Genomic DNA, 14,956 nt, shown 5'->3' with positions numbered 1-14,956 from the left:
CACCTCGAGGTGTTCCAGGCCGTTGCCCACGCCAACGGCGGCAACCGGGCTTCGGGCACCCCGGGCTACCGGGGCAGCGCGGACTACGTGGTCGGCCGGCTGCGCGCCGCCGGCTACGCCCCGCGGGTCCAGAGCTTCTCCTTCCCGTTCTTCCAGGAGGTCGTCCCGACCACCGTGGCCGTACCCGGCCCGGGCGGTGTCCCGCGGACCCTGACCGCGGCGGAGGCGGCCGTCATGGTCTACTCCGGATCCGGCACGGTGACCGCCCCGGTGCAGGCCGTGGACACCACCGGCGCCCCGGCCGCGAGCACCAGCGGCTGCGAGGCCGAGGACTTCGCCGGCTTCACAGCGGGCAGCGTGGCCCTGCTCCAGCGGGGCACGTGCACCTTCGGGGTGAAGGCCGCCAACGCCCAGGCCGCCGGGGCCTCTGCGGTGCTGATCTTCAACACCGGTCTGCCCGGCGAGGAGGGCGTGGTCGCCGGCACGCTCGGGGAGCCCGGCGCCACGACCCTCCCGGTGGTCGGTCTCAGCCATGCGGCCGGGACCGCCCTGCTGGGCGGGGGCGAGGTGACCGTGACGGCGCAGACCGTCTCCGAGAACCGCGAGACCCTCAACGTCCTCGCCGAGACGGGCCCGGGCGAGTCCGGGAGCACGGTGATGGTCGGCGCCCACCTGGACAGCGTCCCCGAGGGCGCGGGCATCAACGACAACGGCTCGGGCTCCGCGGGGATCCTGGCGATCGCCGAGGCGCTCGCGGGCACGGAGACCGCGAACACGGTGCGCTTCGCCTGGTGGGGCGCGGAGGAGTTCGGCCTGCGCGGCTCCCAGCACTACGTCGCGGACCTGAAGGCCAACGCCCCCGCCGCGCTGGAGGACATCGCGGTGTACCTGAACTTCGACATGATCGGCTCCCCGAACCACGGGCGCTTCGTCTACGACGGCGACCACTCCGCGTTCCCGCCCGTGCAGGGCCCCGACGGCCCCGTGATCGCCCCGGCGGGCTCGGCCGCGATCGAGGCGGCCTTCCACGAGCACTTCGGCTCCGTGGGCCTGGCCTCCGGTGAGACGGAGTTCAGCGGCCGCAGCGACTACGGGCCGTTCATCGCCGAGGGCGTCCCCTCCGGCGGTCTGTTCACCGGCGCCGAGGGGATCAAGACCGCGGAGCAGGCCGCGCTGTTCGGCGGCCGCGCCGGGGTCGCCTACGACTTCTGCTACCACGGCGCGTGCGACGACCTCGCCAACGTCGACTCCCGGGGACTGGGGGAGATGACCGACGCGGCGGCAGCCGTGATCCAGCGCTTCGCGGCCTCCACCCAGGACGTCGACGGCACGGGGGCGGACGAGAGCGCGCAGCAGGACGGACGCGGGCTCCCGCTCGGTCCGGCCACCGCGGACCAGGGGAGCGGCCCGCACAGCGCCGCCGACGACGTGCCGGTGCAGTGAGCGGCGGGAGGTCGGGACCGGGCGGCCCCGACCTTCCTCCGCACAGTCGTTGTCGGGGGGCGGTGGCGTTCCACGAAGCCAGGACAAGTCCCCCCGGAGCACCCGCGCCGCCACCGCCACTCCGCGCCCCATTGCTCACCCGGCCACCGGGTGGGAGGGTGAGGCCATGACTCCTCCCCGGACCCCCGACCGCTCGGCGCCGAGCCGGCGCGGCGTCCTGTTCGACGTCGACGGCACCCTCATCGACTCGAGCTACCTGCACACCGTCGCCTGGTGGCACGCCTTCAACCAGGCCGGGCACGACGTCCCCATGCACCGCATCCACCGGCTCATCGGCATGGGCTCGGAGCAGCTGATCGACGAGCTGCTGCCCGCGGACCGGGACCGGGACGGGGACGACGCCATCGGCGCGGCCCACGGGGCCCTGTTCTCCGTCCACTGGCCGGGGCTCAAGCCCACCCGCGGCGCCGCCGAGCTGCTGCGCCGCTGCACCGACGCGGGGCTCGTGGTGGTGCTGGCGTCGTCGTCGAACGTCACCGAGGTGGCCGCCATGCGGGAGGCCCTCGGCTCGGACGACCTGCTCACGGCGGTCACGACCGCCACGGACGCCGAGCACAGCAAGCCCGCCCCGGACATCTTCGCCGCGGCCCTGGAGGCCGGGAACCTGCGCCCCGAGGACGCGATCGTGGTGGGGGACGCCCGCTGGGATGTCGAATCCGCGTGGAAACTCGGCCTCGACGCCGTGTGCCTGACCAGCGGCGGGATCAGCGAGACGGAGCTGCGCGAGGCCGGGGCCGTGGCCGTCTACGCGGACCCGCAGGCCCTCCTCGACGACTTCGAGAACAGTCCCCTGGGCCGGCTCGTCCCTTTTCGAAAGACTTTTACTTACTGCAATCCATGACCCATCATTTAATATTGTGGTTGATGACAAATTATTAAACACTGCGCAGATGGAACGAATCAAGTTCACNCTAGACTCAGGAAAAAGCGCTTCGAAAACCGGCTCCCGCGCGGACCGCGCCGCGCACCACCGCGAACGAAAGGCCCCGGAATGACCACCGACGACAGACCCGTCCTCGTGTTCGACGTGAACGAGACCCTCTCCGACATGCGCCCCCTGCGCCACGCCTTCGAGGAGGTCGGGGTGCCGGGGGAGCTGGCGCCCACGTGGTTCGCCTCCGTCCTGCGGGAGGGCTTCGCGCTGGCCGTCCACGGCGAGGCCCAGCCGTTCTCCGTGCTGGGGCAGGAGACGGCGCGCGCGCTCTTCACCCTGCACCCGCCGGCCGGGGACGTGGAGGACGCCGTGGCCCGGGTCCTGGACGCCGTGCAGCGGCTGCCCCTGCACGCGGACGTCCCGGACGGGGTGCGCTCCCTGGCCGACGCCGGGTTCCGGCTCACGGCCCTCACCAACGGCTCCGCGGCCACCGCCGAGGGCCTGCTCGAGCGCGGGGGTGTGCGGCAGCACTTCGAGCAGGTCTGCTCCGTCGAGGACGCCCCCTGCTGGAAGCCGGCGTCCGAGGCCTACACCTGGGCGAGCGGGGCCTGGGGCGTGCCGCCGGAGCAGATGCTCATGGTCGCGGTGCACCCGTGGGACCTGCACGGTGCCGCCCGGGCGGGGCTGCGCACGGCCTGGATCGACCGGCACGGCTCGCCCTGGCCGACGTACGCGCGCACCCCGGACCTCAGGGTGTCCGGGGTGCGGGAGCTCGCCGCGCGGCTGGCCGCCGGCGGCGCCGAGCTGACGGCCTGACGGCTCAGCTCACAGCTTGACGACCATCTTGCCGGTGTTGGCCCCGGCGAGCAGGTCGATGAACGCCTGCGGGGCGTCGTCCAGCCCTTCGCGCACGGTCTCGTCCCACCGGATCTCGCCGGCCGCGAGCCAGCCGGCCATCTTCTCGCGGAACTCCGGGCCCAGGTCCTGGTGACCGCTGACCAGGAAGCCCTGCAGGCTCAGCTGCTTGCCGATCGCCAGCGCCAGGTTCCGCGGCGCCGCCGGGGGCTCGGTCGCGTTGTATTGCGAGATCGCCCCGCACAGGCACACGCGGCCGTGGACGTTCAGCGCGGAGATCGCGGCCTCCAGGTGCTCGCCGCCCACGTTGTCGAAGTAGACGTCGATGCCCTCGGGCGCCGCGCGCCGCAGCTGGGGGAGCACCGGGCCGTCGTGGTAGTCGAAGGCGGCGTCGAAGCCGAGCTCCAGCAGGCGGGCGACCTTCTCGGGCGAGCCGGCGCTGCCGATCACGCGGGCGGCGCCGCTGAGCTTTGCGATCTGGCCGACGAGCGAGCCCACGGCCCCGGCGGCGCCGGAGACGAAGACCGTGTCCCCGGGCCGGAACCGTGCGGCCGCCATGAGGCCGGCGTACGCGGTGAGCCCCGGCATGCCGAGCACCCCCAGATAGGCCGACTCCGGGGCGAGGGCGGGGTCCACCACGGTGGCCGAGGCGGCCTCGACGAGCGCGTGCTCCCGCCACCCGGCCCCGTGCAGCACCGTGGCGCCCACGGGCAGCTCGGGCGCGGAGGAAGCGATGACCTCGCCCACGGCGCCGCCGTCGAGCGGACGGTCCACCTGGAACGGCGGGACGTAGGACTTCACGTCGTTCATCCGGCCGCGCATGTACGGGTCCACGGACATCCAGCGGTTGGCGACCACGACCTGGCCGGGACCGGGCGCGGGCAGCGCGGCCTCCTCGAGCCGGAAGTTCTCGGGGGTGGGGGTGCCGTCGGGGCGGGAGGCGAGCACGACCTGGCGGGTGCTGGTGGGCGGGGTCATCGGTTCTCCTGGGGGTCGAGGGAAGGGAGCGGGGGAGCGGGGATCAGTCGTCGGCGACGGTCACGCGGACGTCGACGTTGCCGCGGGTGGCGTTCGAGTACGGGCACACCTGGTGGGCCTTGTCCGCCAGGGCCTGCGCGGTGGCCGGGTCGAGGTCGGGGAGCACGACCTCGAGGTCGACCTCGAGGCCGAAGCCGCCCTGGCCGTTGCCGCCGATGCCCACGCGGGCCCCGACGCTGGAGTCGCCGAGCTTCACCTTCTCCTGCCGGGCCACCATCTGCAGCGCGGAGTGGAAGCAGGCGGCGTAGCCCGCGGCGAAGAGCTGCTCGGGGTTGGCGCCGTCGCCGGAGCCGCCCATCTCCTGCGGGACGGCCAGGCCCAGGTCGATCCGGCCGTCGGTGGTGCGGGTGCGGCCGTCGCGGCCGGCGCCGGTGGCGAGGGCCTCGGCGGTGTAGACGGTGTCCATGCTGGTCACTCCTGGGTGTCGGTGGTGGTGGTTCGGGTTCCGGTGCTGTCCGCACCGGGGCGGTCCGCGGCGTGCGGATCGGCGGGGGCGCCGATCCGCCGGGCCAGGGCCCGCAGCGTCTCCATCTCGGCGGCGGTCAGCCCCGAGGCCTCCAGGACGCGCCGCTGCACGGCCGGGGCGCGCTCGCGCAGCCGGTGGCCGGACGGCGTGAGGTGGACGGTGACCCGCCGCTCGTCGTCGTGCCCCCGGCGGCGCTCGAGGAGCCCGCCGGTCTCCATCCGCTTGAGCAGCGGGGAGAGGGTGCCGCTGTCCAGGCGGAGGCGGGAGCCCAGCGCCGAGACGGTCTGGCCGTCTCCCTCCCACAGCGCGAGCAGCGCGAGGTACTGCGGATACGTCAGGCCGAGCTCCGCCAGCGGCTCGCGGTAGGCCGCGGTCGTGGCCCGTGAGGCGGCGTAGAGCGCGAAGCACAGCTGCGCGTCGAGCCGGAGATCTGCGTCCATGACCCCATGGTGGCACAGGGATCGGTTGAGCACAACTCAGTTGTGCACAACCAAAAGCAGGGCGTGGATCAGCGGGTCGCCTCCTCCAGGTGCTCGAGCACGTGCCGGTACGGGTGGCCGGTGGCCTCCGTCATGCCCTGCTCGCACGTGCGGTTCAGGGACGCGTAGGCGTCGAAGCGGCGGCCGGTGACCTCGCGGGCCTCGGCCGCGGTGGCCGAGGCCGTGAACTCGGGGTGCAGCATGCCGCGGTCCCCGGCGTAGGCGCAGCAGCCCCAGTCCTTCGGCACGACCACGTCCTCGCTGATCGCCCGGGCCAGGGTCTCGAAGGCGCCGGTGATGCCCAGGTGCACGCTCGAGCACGTGGGGTGCAGCGACATGGACCGGATCGGGCGGCTGACGGTCAGCCGCCCCAGCACCCGGTCCGCCACGAACTCCACCGCGTCCACGAACCGCAGCGCGTGGTACTCGCTGGACGCCGCCGCCAGCTCGGACATGGTCTCCAGGCCCTCGGTGCAGGATGCGGCGTCGCAGACGACCGGCAGCTCGCCCTGACGGGTCGCCTCCCACAGCCCGGCCAGCGTCCGCTCCGACATCGTGGCGTACCCGGTGGGCAGGCCCTTCGACTTCCACGGCGTCCCGCAGCACAGGTTCCCGATGCCCTCGGGGACGGTGACGTGCACCCCGGCGCGGTCGCACAGCGCCAGGAACGCCTCCGAGGCGGTCAGGCCCGTGCCGCTCCCGGGGCGGGCGGCCGTGCCGAACATCGAGTTGATGCACGCCGGGAAGAACACGGCCTCCTTTTCGAATCACTTTTAGGACACCCTCNCCCGCCGGTGCGGCCGGGGCGGGCCGCCCGCGGGCAGCTCCGCCTTGTACTGCGGCACGTGCTCGGCGCCGAGGACGGCCCGGGCCGCGGCGGTCGCGGCGGCCGGCAGCGCGGCGGGCAGGGCCTTCGCGGCGGTCAGGCCGAGCCCGGCGCCCGTCGTCGTCGCCCCCCACGCCCGCGCGGCGGCGCCCCAGCCGGCGTCCGCGACCCGGCTGTGGTCCTCGGCGCGCAGCCGGCGCACGAGGTCCCCCGTGTTGATGAGCACGGGGCAGGCCGTCACGCACATCCCGTCCACGGCGCACGTCTGCAGGCCCTCGTAGTCGTACTCGGCGCGCAGCCGGCCGGCGAGCTCCGTGTCCCCCCGCTCCTCGGCCGCCGCGATCTCCCGGCGGCCCACGATGCGCTGCCGCGGTGTGAGGGTGAGGTCCTTGGACGGGCAGACCGGCTCGCAGTAGCCGCACTCCACGCACCGGTCCACCTCCTGCTCCACCGTGGGCGCGGTCTTGAGGTCCCGCACGTACACCGTGGGGTCCTCGTTGAGCAGCACGCCCGGGTTCAGCAGCGCGCCCGGGTCGACGAGCCGCTTGAGCGCCACCATGACCTCGTAGAGCTCGTCCCCGTACTGCCGGCGCACGAACGGCGCCATGTTGCGGCCCGTGCCGTGCTCGGCCTTGAGCGAGCCGTGGTGGTCGAGGACCAGGGCGACCATGTCCTCGGTGAAGCGCTCGTAGCGGGCCAGCAGGTCCGGGCGGTCGAACTGCTCGTTGAGCATGAAGTGCACGTTGCCGTCCTTGGCGTGCCCGAAGATCACCGAGTCCCGGTAGCCGTGGGCGTCGAAGAGCCCCGTGAGCTGCTCGCAGGTCTCGCCGAGCTCCGCGACAGGGACGACGACGTCCTCGAGCAGCGCGTTGGACCCGCTCGGCCGGGCCCCCGCCACGGTGGTGTAGAGGCCCTTGCGCACGGTCCACAGCGCGGCCCGGGCCGCGGGGTCGTCCGTCAGGGCGGGCGGTACTGCGAGGTCCAGGGTGCGGAACAGTCCGGCGGCACCCGCCGAGAGCTCCTGCTCCTCCTCGGGCGTGCGGCCCTGGTACTCGACGAGCAGCGCCGCGTGGTCGCGGACGTCGATGTCCAGGATCTGCGCCGGGGCCAGTCCCGTGCGCTGGGAGACCTTCAGGGACGTGGCGTCCAGCAGCTCGACCGTGGCCGAGCGGGCCGCCACCAGGGCGGGGACCGTGCGGGTGGCCGTGGCCAGGTCCGGGAACACCAGCAGCCCCGTGGAGGCGAACGGCAGGATCTCCACCGTCCGGAAGACCGCCTGGGCCACGAAGCCCAGGGTGCCCTCGCTGCCGACCATCAGGTGCTCGAGGATCCGCACCGGCTCGTCGTGGTCCAGGAAGGAGTTGAGGCCGTAGCCCATGGTGTTCTTCATCGAGAACTGCCGCTCGATCGTGCGCACCGACGCCGGGTCGCCGCGCACCCGGTCCCGCAGCCGCAGCAGACCCTCGTGCAGGGCCGGCTCGAGCTCCCGCAGCCGCCGGTCGGCGTCCGGGTCCGCGGTGTCCACCCGGGTCCCGGAGGGCAGGACGAACACCAGGGACTCCAGCGTCCGATAGGTGTTGGCCTCGGTCCCGCAGGCCATGCCCGAGGAGTTGTTGGCCACCACACCGCCGATCGTGCACGCGGCCTCGCTCGCCGGGTCCGGCCCCAGCTTGCGGCCGTACGGGGCCAGCCGGGCATTGACCTGCCGCACCGTGGCCCCGGGCTGCACACGGACCCGCCGGCCGCCGTCCAGCACCTCGACCCCCCGGAAGTTCCGCCGGACGTCGACCAGCACCTGGTCCGTCACGGACTGCCCGGACAGGGACGTCCCGCCGGAGCGGAAGGTCAGGCCCAGGCCGTGGCGGGCGACCGCGCGGAAGAGGTGGCCCATGTCCGCGGCCGAGCGCGGGCGCACCACCGCCGCGGGCTGCAGCAGGTAGTGGGAGGCGTCGTGGGCCAGCGCGCGGTGCTCGAGCTCCGAGGTCACCACCGCGTCGCGGCCGCACCCGGCCCGCAGCTCCTCCAGCAGGGCCTCGGGGGCGGGGACGGGATGCGTGGTGGGGGCGGTCATGGGATCTCCTGACGGGGAGGCGGGGCAACCGGGGTGGTCCACGCCACATCCTATGGTGTGACCACAGGCGCCGCAGCGGTCCGTCCGGCGGGGGCCGCCGGGACCCGGCCGACCGGGCCCGTGCGCGCGCCCATGCGCCCGCGTCCGTCCGGTCCGCCGGCCCCGGGCGGTGCGGGGGGATTGTGGGCGGCGTCGTTTTGGGGGAAGCTCGGGCCACGGGCCCGCCGGCCCGGGAGCCGACCCCTGGAGGAGATCACCATGGACCCCATCTGCCCGTCCTGCGGCGGGCCCCTGCGCCAGATCCCCGAGGACCAGTGGCCCGAGGGCGGCCCGGTGCCGGAGGGCACGGTCGAGATGTACCTGTGCGACAGGACCAACCACCGGATCATCGTGGCGGTCCCCGAGATCTCCGGGTGAGCGGCCCGGAGCCGGAGGTCCGCCGGGTGGTGGTGGTGCACGGCTACGACGCCGCCCCCGACCAGCACTGGTTCCCGTGGCTGCGCGACCGGCTCGCCGCCGAGGGCGTGCGGACCGAGGTCGTGGAGCTGCCGGAGCCGTCCTTCCCGGAATCCGGGGCGTGGCTGGCCGCCGTGGCACGGGCGGTCGGCGAGCCGGACCCGCACACCCACCTGGTGGGCCACAGCCTGGGCTGCATCACCATCCTGCGCCACCTCGCCGGTCTGCCCCAGCCGTGGACGCTCGGCGGGCTGGTGCTCGTGGCCGGCTTCACGGGACGGCTCGAGGCCGTGCCGCTCCTCGAGGAGTTCCTCGCCGAGGACGTGGACGTCTCCGCCGTGCGCGCCGGCGCCCGGCGTCGTCTGGTGCTGCGCTCGGACAACGACCCGACCGTGCCGGCGGCCGCCACCGAGGCGCTCGCCGCGCGGCTCGACGCCCCCGTGCGGGTGGTGCCGCGGGCGGGGCACTTCTGCGGCTCCGACGGCGTCACCCGCCTTCCCGCGGTGCTCGAGGCCCTGGTGCCGCGCGGCGGCTGAAAGCGCCCGCGCGGGCGGCCGGCGTGCAGGCGGCCGGGGGAGGCCCGCTCAGTCCGTGAGCGTCAGCAGCACGGCCTCGGGCGGGCAGAACAGCCGGATCGGGGCGAAGCGGGACGTCCCCAGGCCCGCCGACACGTTGACCGGCACCCCGCCCTGGGTGATGAGCCCCTTGCAGCGCTCCGGCTCGAGGTCGCAGTTGCTGACCAGCGCCCGCCCACCGGGCAGGCAGACCTGCCCGCCGTGCGTGTGCCCGGCCAGCACCAGCTGCGCGCCGTCCGCCGCGAACCGGTCCAGGGTCCGCAGGTAGGGGGCGTGGGCCACCCCGAGGCGCAGGTCCGCCGTCGCGGGGTCACCGAAGCCGGGGTGCCGGTCGTAGCCCAGGTGCGGGTCGTCCACCCCGGACAGGTCCAGGGTGAGGCCCGCGACCTCCATCCGGGCGGAGCGGTTGATCAGCGGCGTCCAGCCCGCGGCGTCGAACGCGTCGTGCATGTCCTGGGTGGGCAGCCGGGGCGCCTCGTCCCGGCCCTCCCCGGAGGTGTCCCGCCACAGGTAGCGGAACGGGTTCTTGGGCCGCGGCGCGAAGTAGCAGTTGGACCCCGGGACGTAGGCCCCGGGGAAGCGGAACAGCGGCTCCAGGATCTCCAGCAGCCACGGCAGCGCCCCGGGGTGGGAGAGGTTGTCCCCGGTGTCCACCACGAGGTCCGGCTCCAGCGCCGCGAGCGAGTGCACGAACTCCCGCACGGCGCGCTGGCCCGGCCAGACGTGCAGGTCCGACAGGTGCAGGATCCGCAGCGGCGCGCTGCCCTCCGGCAGCAGCCGGAGCCGTTCCGTGCGCAGCTGGAACCGGCGGCGCTCGACGACGACGCCCCACGCGCCGAGGCCCGCCGCCGCCCCGGCACCGGCCGCCGTCACGGCGGCGGCGGTCCGCAGGGCGGGCGCGACGGCGCCCCGGGGGGTGTGCACGCGATCCACTCCCGCTCCCGGCCTCAGCCGGGCTCCGAGGTGCCGTTGCGGCCCTCGAGCACGCGGTCGGAGGGCTCCTCGAACTCGTCCGTGTCGTAGTCCCGGGCCACCTCCTCCATGAACCGCTGCCACTGGCCGCCGGCGTAGGTGGAGCCGTCCACCCAGTCGTCGCCCTCGGTGCGCTCCCCGCCGATCGACAGCCCGTTCAGGGACCGGGAGCCGAACTCGTAGTTGCCGACCCAGGACGCGGTGGCCAGGCCGCGGGTGTAGCCGATCATCCACGTCTGGGTCGAGTTGTCGGTGGTGCCGGTCTTGGCGGCGGAGGCGCCCGGCAGGCCGATCTCCCGCTGCCAGCCGGAGCCGCGGATCAGGGTCTGGTTGAGCGCGAAGTTCACGCCGTCGGCCACGTCCTCGCTGATCACGCGCTCGCAGGACGTCTCGGGGATGTCGTACTCCTTGCCGGTGTAGTCCACGACCCGCTCGAGGGCGCGGGGCTCGCACATCTCGCCGCGGTTGGCGAACGCCGAGTACGCCCGGGCCATGGTCATGGGGGAGATGTCCACGGAGCCGCCCAGCAGGGACGCGAGGACCGTGGTGTCCACGGGCTCGCCGTTCTTGCCGTTGACGATGCCCAGGGACTCGGAGATCTCCCCGATGTCGCACAGGTCGAGGTCCTCGGCCATCGCGTAGATCGCGGTGTTGATCGAGTTGTACAGGCCGAAGTCGGCCTCCATCTCGCGGGTGTAGCCGGACTCGGCGTTCTGGATCTCGAAGCCCTCGCCGTTGTTGCCGGGCTCGATCTTGTACCCGCGCTCCAGGCACGAGGCCTTCCACCGGTGGTCTGCGGGCCACCGGGTGCGGGTCGCGTCGATCTCGTCCTCCGCGCCGTTGCCGGCGTCGATCCACGCGGCGTACGTCAGCGGCTTGTAGGTCGAGCCGACCTGGAAGCCGCCGGCCCCGCCCATCCACGAGTCCACGTTGAAGTTGTACGTGGTGTTGGAGGCGCCCTCGCCGGTGGAGTAGTAGGTGTTCTGCGCCATCGCCACGATGTCGCCGTTGGTCGGCTCGAGGGAGACGAGCGCGGTGGAGACGTTGTCCGGGTTGTCGTCCCGGGGCTGGGTCTCGTTGACCGACTCCTCGGCCACCCGCTGGGCCTCGACGTCGAGCGTGGTGGTGATGGTGAGCCCGCCGAGCTGCAGGGTCTTGAGCCGCTCCTCGGGGGTCTCGCCGAACGCCGAGTCCTGGAGGATGGAGTTCTCCACGTAGTCGCAGAAGTAGGGGGCGACCTCGGCGGCCGTGCACCCGGAGTTCGTGGGGTTGGGGTCCACCTCGATGGGCTCGGCGGCCGCGGCCGCGTGCTCCTCCTGGGTGATGGCCCCGGTGGTGAGCATCGTGTCCAGCACGATGTTGCGCCGCTCGGTGGCCGCCTCCGGGTTCGCGGCCGGGTCGTAGTAGTTGGGGGACTGCACCATCCCGGCCAGGACGGCGGACTGGGAGACGCTCAGGTCGGACGCCGGGATGCCCCAGTAGTACTGGGCCGCCGCCTCCACGCCGTAGTTCTGCCCGCCGAAGAGCACCATGTTGAGGTAGCCCTCGAGGATCTCGTCCTTGCTCAGCTCCTGCTCCATGGACAGGGCGAGCTTGATCTCCTTGATCTTGTCCGTGTAGCCCTTGTCGGCGCCGATGGTGGTGGCCTCCTCGCCGGCGCGGACCTGGGAGTCGATGAGCAGGTTGTTCACGTACTGCTGCGTGATGGTCGACGCGCCCTGGCGGGCGTCCGGGCGGATGATGTTGTTGCCCAGGGCGCGCAGGATGCCGCCGAGGTCCACGCCGCCGTGCTCGTAGAAGTCGCGGTCCTCGATCGCGAGGATCGCGGCACTCATGTGCGGGGACATCTCGTCCAGGGACACAGGGGTGCGGTTCTGCGCGTAGAACGTGGCGATCTCGGTCCCGTCCCGCGCCACCACGGTGGAGGCGCGCGACATCGGCCCCGCCTCCATCTGGGCCGGGAGGTCCTTGAACCACCCGATGGAGGCGTTGGCGGCGAGACCGGTGGCGGCTGCGGGGGGGACCAGGAGACCGGCGGCCACGATGCCGGCAACGACGCTCGTGGCGATGAACGCCACGACGTTGCCCAGGGCTGACGGTGCCTGCGTGGCAGGGTTCTTGCGGGAAGCCATTCGGACAGTCTACAAGCGCGAACCTGGCCGCAGCCGGTGTGCGGCCCGTCACGGCGGAGCGCGTCCCCGCGTTCGTGGCTACGCTGGGGCCATGACTACCTGGGAATACGCCACCGTGCCGCTCATGATCCACGCCACCAAGCAGATCCTCGACAACTGGGGCGACGACGGGTGGGAGCTCGTCACCGTGCTCCCCGGCAGCACCCCCGCCGACGTCCCGGCGGGCAACGTGAACGCCCCCGTCCAGACCAACCCCATCGCCTACTTCAAGCGCCCCAAGGGCTGACGCCCGGACACCGCAGCCCCACCACACCGGAGGACTTCCATGAGCAACGGCTCCGCCGTCGAATCCCGCATCGCCGAGCTCGGCCTCGAGCTCCCGGCCGTCGCGGCCCCCGTGGCCGCCTACGTGCCCGCCGTGGTCACCGGCTCGTGGGTGCACACCTCGGGCCAGCTGCCCTTCGTGGACGGGCAGCTGCCCGCCGCCGGCAAGGTGTCCGCGTCCGGGGCGGCGGGCACCGTCTCCCCCGAGGAGGCCCACGAGCTCGCGGCCCGCGCCGCCCTCAACGCCGTGGCCGCGGTCAAGGAGGCCGTCGGGGACCTGGACCGGGTGGTCCGGGTCGTCAAGGTCGTCGGCTTCGTGGCCTCCGACCCCGGCTTCACCGGCCAGCCCGGCGTGATCAACGGCGCCTCCGAGCTGCTGGGCCGGATCTTCGGCGACGCCGGGGTGCACGCCCGCTCCGCGGTGGGCGTCGCGGTCCTGCCGCTCGACGCGCCGGTCGAGGTGGAGCTCGTTGCCGAGTTCCGCTGATTCGCAGCCCCCGCCCCCGCGACAGGGCCGCCCGCCGGCCGTGCGCTGGTTCGAGATCCCGGAGGGCCAGCGCGGGGCCGCGCAGGCCTGGCTCGAGCGGGGTGCCGGCATCCCCGGCAGCGCCCCCTCGCCCGCCGCCGCGGTGGTCTTCGTGCGGGACGGCGAGCACGGCGTGGAGACCTACCTCAAGTACCGCCCGGGCAACTCACCGCTCGGCACCGTCGGGTTCCCCGGCGGGACCCTCGAGCCCCACGACGACGAGCCCCTCGACTGGGCCGGGCCCAGCCCCGCGGACTGGGCGCGCAGGCTCGGCGTCGAGGACGACCTCGGCCGGGCGCGGCGCACCGTGGTCGCCGCGGTCCGCAAGGCGTTCGAGGAGACCGGCGTCCTGCTGGCCGGGTCGGACACGATGAGCACCGTCGAGTCGGTGGAGGGCGCCGAGTGGATGCGCTCCCGGGAGGCGCTCGCCGTGGGGGACGTGTCCCTCGCCCAGGTCCTCGGCCGGCGCCGGCTCGTGCTGCGCTCCGACCTGCTCAAGCCCCTCGCGCACTGGATCACCTCCGACTTCGCCCACCGCCGGTACGACATCCACTACTTCACCGCGGTGGTCCCCGACGGGCAGGCCCCGTCCGTGCTCGAGTCGAAGGGCGTCTGGGGCCGCTGGGTGGACGCCGCGCAGGCCGTGGCCGACCCGGCGGGCAGCTGGCTCGGGGACCTCGTGGGGCAGGAGGACACCGTGGGCCGCACGATCGACGACCTCTCCTCGCCCGGCGTGCAGTGCGTGCTCGAGTCGGTCGCCGAGTGCACCTCGGCGATCGCCTTCCTGGCCAAGAAGCGGGCCGTGGTGGCGCGCAACCCGGTGCTCGAGGTGCACGACGGCCGGCCCGTGCTGCGCCTCGACCTGACCTGAGCCGCCACCGCGCCCGCACACGCGGACGGCCCGGTCACCCGCGAGGGTGACCGGGCCGTCCCGGTGCCGGGGCAGGACTCAGCGGCTGCGCTGCTTGAGCCGCTGCAGGTCGAGGATCACCACGGCGCGCGCCTCGAGCCGGATCCAGCCGCGCTGGACGAACTCGGCCAGCGCCTTGTTCACGGTCTCGCGGGACGCGCCGACGAGCTGGGCCAGCTCCTCCTGGGTGAGCTCGTGCGCCACGAGGATGCCGTCGGTGGCGGGCCGGCCGAACCGGTCGGCCAGGTCCAGCAGCGCCTTCGCCACCCGGCCGGGCACGTCGGAGAAGACCAGGTCGGCGAGGCTCTCGTTGGTTCGCCGCAGCCGGCGGGCCAGGGCCTGCAGCAGCTGCGCGGAGACGTCGGGGGAGCGCTCGATGACCTTCTTGAGGTTCTCGTGCTTGAGCCCGGCCAGGCGCGTCTCGGACACGGCGGTCGCGGACGTGGAGCGCGGGCTCGGGTCGAACAGCGCCATCTCGCCGAACAGCTCGCCCGGGCCCATGATCGCCACGAGGCTCTCGCGGCCGTCCGGGGCGGTGCGGCCGAGCTTGATCTTGCCCGAGATGATGAAGTACAGCTGGTCGCCCGGATCGCCCTCGTGGAACAGCGTGGAGCCGCGCGAGAGGTCGACCTCGGTGAGCTCCTCGGTGAGGGCGGCGAAGGCCTGGTCGTCCAGGGACGCGAACAGGGGAGCGCGGCGGAGGACGTCGATATCCATGGTTCTCCTCAAGATGTGCCGCCGGGCCGTTGCCCGTGGCGGCCGATGTCAGCGGGAGTCGCCCGCACCGGTGTGTGAGCGACCTAACGTACCTGACGTTCACTGTAGTGTCTCCGGCCCGCGAATCCCAAGGACGGGCGCGGCGGGCCAGGGCGGGGCGGCAGGCCCGCTCCACGGATCTCCCAGCCGCGCTCCCTATGCTGGTGGCTCGCTCCCCGGCTCCCGGCCCCGA

General features: G+C 73.6%; 16 protein-coding genes. 8 read left to right on the top strand and 8 right to left on the bottom strand.

Annotation, left to right across the window (positions count from 1 at the left end; genetic code table 11):
- The 3 genes from H488_RS23340 to H488_RS23330 all read left to right on the top strand — a co-directional run.
- Nucleotides 1-1,443, top strand: a 1,443-nt coding sequence (locus H488_RS23340; protein ID WP_017832534.1) for a M28 family peptidase, incomplete at its 5' end; no start/stop codon positions are given.
- Between the two features lie 166 nt (nt 1,444-1,609).
- Entirely contained in the window at nt 1,610-2,344 is a 735-nt protein-coding gene (locus H488_RS23335; RefSeq protein ID WP_017832533.1) for an HAD family hydrolase, read from the top strand.
- Nucleotides 2,345-2,494: 150 nt separating this feature from the next.
- Entirely contained in the window at nt 2,495-3,193 is a 699-nt protein-coding gene (locus H488_RS23330; protein ID WP_017832532.1) for a haloacid dehalogenase type II, read from the top strand.
- Between the two features lie 9 nt (nt 3,194-3,202).
- Here the strand turns inward: H488_RS23330 and H488_RS23325 are convergent, their stop codons facing one another.
- From H488_RS23325 to H488_RS23310, 5 genes are all read right to left on the bottom strand, one after another.
- Nucleotides 3,203-4,210, bottom strand: a complete 1,008-nt coding sequence (locus H488_RS23325; protein WP_017832531.1) for an NADP-dependent oxidoreductase — start codon at nt 4,208-4,210, stop codon at nt 3,203-3,205.
- Nucleotides 4,211-4,253: 43 nt separating this feature from the next.
- Complete coding sequence (locus tag H488_RS23320; RefSeq protein WP_017832530.1) at nt 4,254-4,676, bottom strand: organic hydroperoxide resistance protein; 423 nt, start codon at nt 4,674-4,676, stop codon at nt 4,254-4,256.
- A 5-nt stretch (nt 4,677-4,681) separates the two neighbouring features.
- On the bottom strand, nt 4,682-5,176 hold the full coding sequence (locus tag H488_RS23315) for a MarR family winged helix-turn-helix transcriptional regulator (RefSeq protein ID WP_017832529.1): 495 nt from the start codon (nt 5,174-5,176) through the stop codon (nt 4,682-4,684).
- Between the two features lie 68 nt (nt 5,177-5,244).
- Nucleotides 5,245-5,967 (bottom strand): hypothetical protein, encoded by a 723-nt coding sequence (locus tag H488_RS38490; RefSeq protein ID WP_017832528.1) that lies wholly within the window; start codon nt 5,965-5,967, stop codon nt 5,245-5,247.
- A gap of 21 nt (nt 5,968-5,988) precedes the next feature.
- The gene (locus H488_RS23310) at nt 5,989-7,932 is read right to left on the bottom strand and encodes an FAD-binding and (Fe-S)-binding domain-containing protein (RefSeq protein ID WP_441295095.1); all 1,944 of its coding nucleotides are present in this window, start codon (nt 7,930-7,932) and stop codon (nt 5,989-5,991) included.
- Nucleotides 7,933-8,370: 438 nt separating this feature from the next.
- Here H488_RS23310 and H488_RS37385 point away from each other — a divergent pair, with 438 nt between their 5' ends.
- Nucleotides 8,371-8,529 (top strand): hypothetical protein, encoded by a 159-nt coding sequence (locus H488_RS37385; RefSeq protein WP_017832526.1) that lies wholly within the window; start codon nt 8,371-8,373, stop codon nt 8,527-8,529.
- Nucleotides 8,526-9,104 carry an RBBP9/YdeN family alpha/beta hydrolase gene (locus tag H488_RS23305; RefSeq protein WP_017832525.1) on the top strand — a complete coding sequence of 193 codons (579 nt, stop codon included), beginning with the start codon at nt 8,526-8,528 and terminating at the stop codon, nt 9,102-9,104. The genes H488_RS37385 and H488_RS23305 overlap by 4 nt, the downstream gene beginning before the upstream one ends.
- A gap of 48 nt (nt 9,105-9,152) precedes the next feature.
- Here H488_RS23305 and H488_RS23300 read toward each other — a convergent pair whose 3' ends face one another.
- Together H488_RS23300 and H488_RS23295 are read right to left on the bottom strand one after the other, a co-directional pair.
- Nucleotides 9,153-10,067 (bottom strand): metallophosphoesterase, encoded by a 915-nt coding sequence (locus H488_RS23300; protein WP_017832524.1) that lies wholly within the window; start codon nt 10,065-10,067, stop codon nt 9,153-9,155.
- Between the two features lie 23 nt (nt 10,068-10,090).
- Complete coding sequence (locus tag H488_RS23295) at nt 10,091-12,247, bottom strand: transglycosylase domain-containing protein (RefSeq protein ID WP_017832523.1); 2,157 nt, start codon at nt 12,245-12,247, stop codon at nt 10,091-10,093.
- 91 nt (nt 12,248-12,338) lie between these two features.
- On the opposite strand from H488_RS23295, the gene H488_RS23290 reads away from it, so the two are divergent.
- From H488_RS23290 to H488_RS23280, 3 genes are read left to right on the top strand one after another with little or no spacing between them, the layout of a single operon-like run.
- Complete coding sequence (locus tag H488_RS23290) at nt 12,339-12,533, top strand: hypothetical protein (RefSeq protein WP_031282517.1); 195 nt, start codon at nt 12,339-12,341, stop codon at nt 12,531-12,533.
- 39 nt (nt 12,534-12,572) lie between these two features.
- Nucleotides 12,573-13,058, top strand: coding sequence for a RidA family protein (locus tag H488_RS23285; RefSeq protein ID WP_017832521.1), 486 nt, complete (start codon nt 12,573-12,575; stop codon nt 13,056-13,058).
- A gap of 40 nt (nt 13,059-13,098) precedes the next feature.
- A complete protein-coding gene (locus tag H488_RS23280) occupies nt 13,099-13,968 on the top strand; it encodes a hypothetical protein (protein WP_017832520.1) in 870 nt (289 codons plus the stop codon).
- A 78-nt stretch (nt 13,969-14,046) separates the two neighbouring features.
- Here H488_RS23280 and H488_RS23275 read toward each other — a convergent pair whose 3' ends face one another.
- Complete coding sequence (locus H488_RS23275; RefSeq protein ID WP_017832519.1) at nt 14,047-14,724, bottom strand: Crp/Fnr family transcriptional regulator; 678 nt, start codon at nt 14,722-14,724, stop codon at nt 14,047-14,049.
- Nucleotides 14,725-14,956: the final 232 nt, after the last annotated feature.

Origin of the sequence: Kocuria sp. UCD-OTCP (assembly GCF_000349605.1) — a bacterium.
In the GTDB taxonomy this organism is placed as follows: Bacteria; Actinomycetota; Actinomycetes; order Actinomycetales; family Micrococcaceae; genus Kocuria; species Kocuria rosea.
Note: the sequence above shows the minus strand (reverse complement) of the source record. Positions and strands in the feature narration are given on the sequence as shown.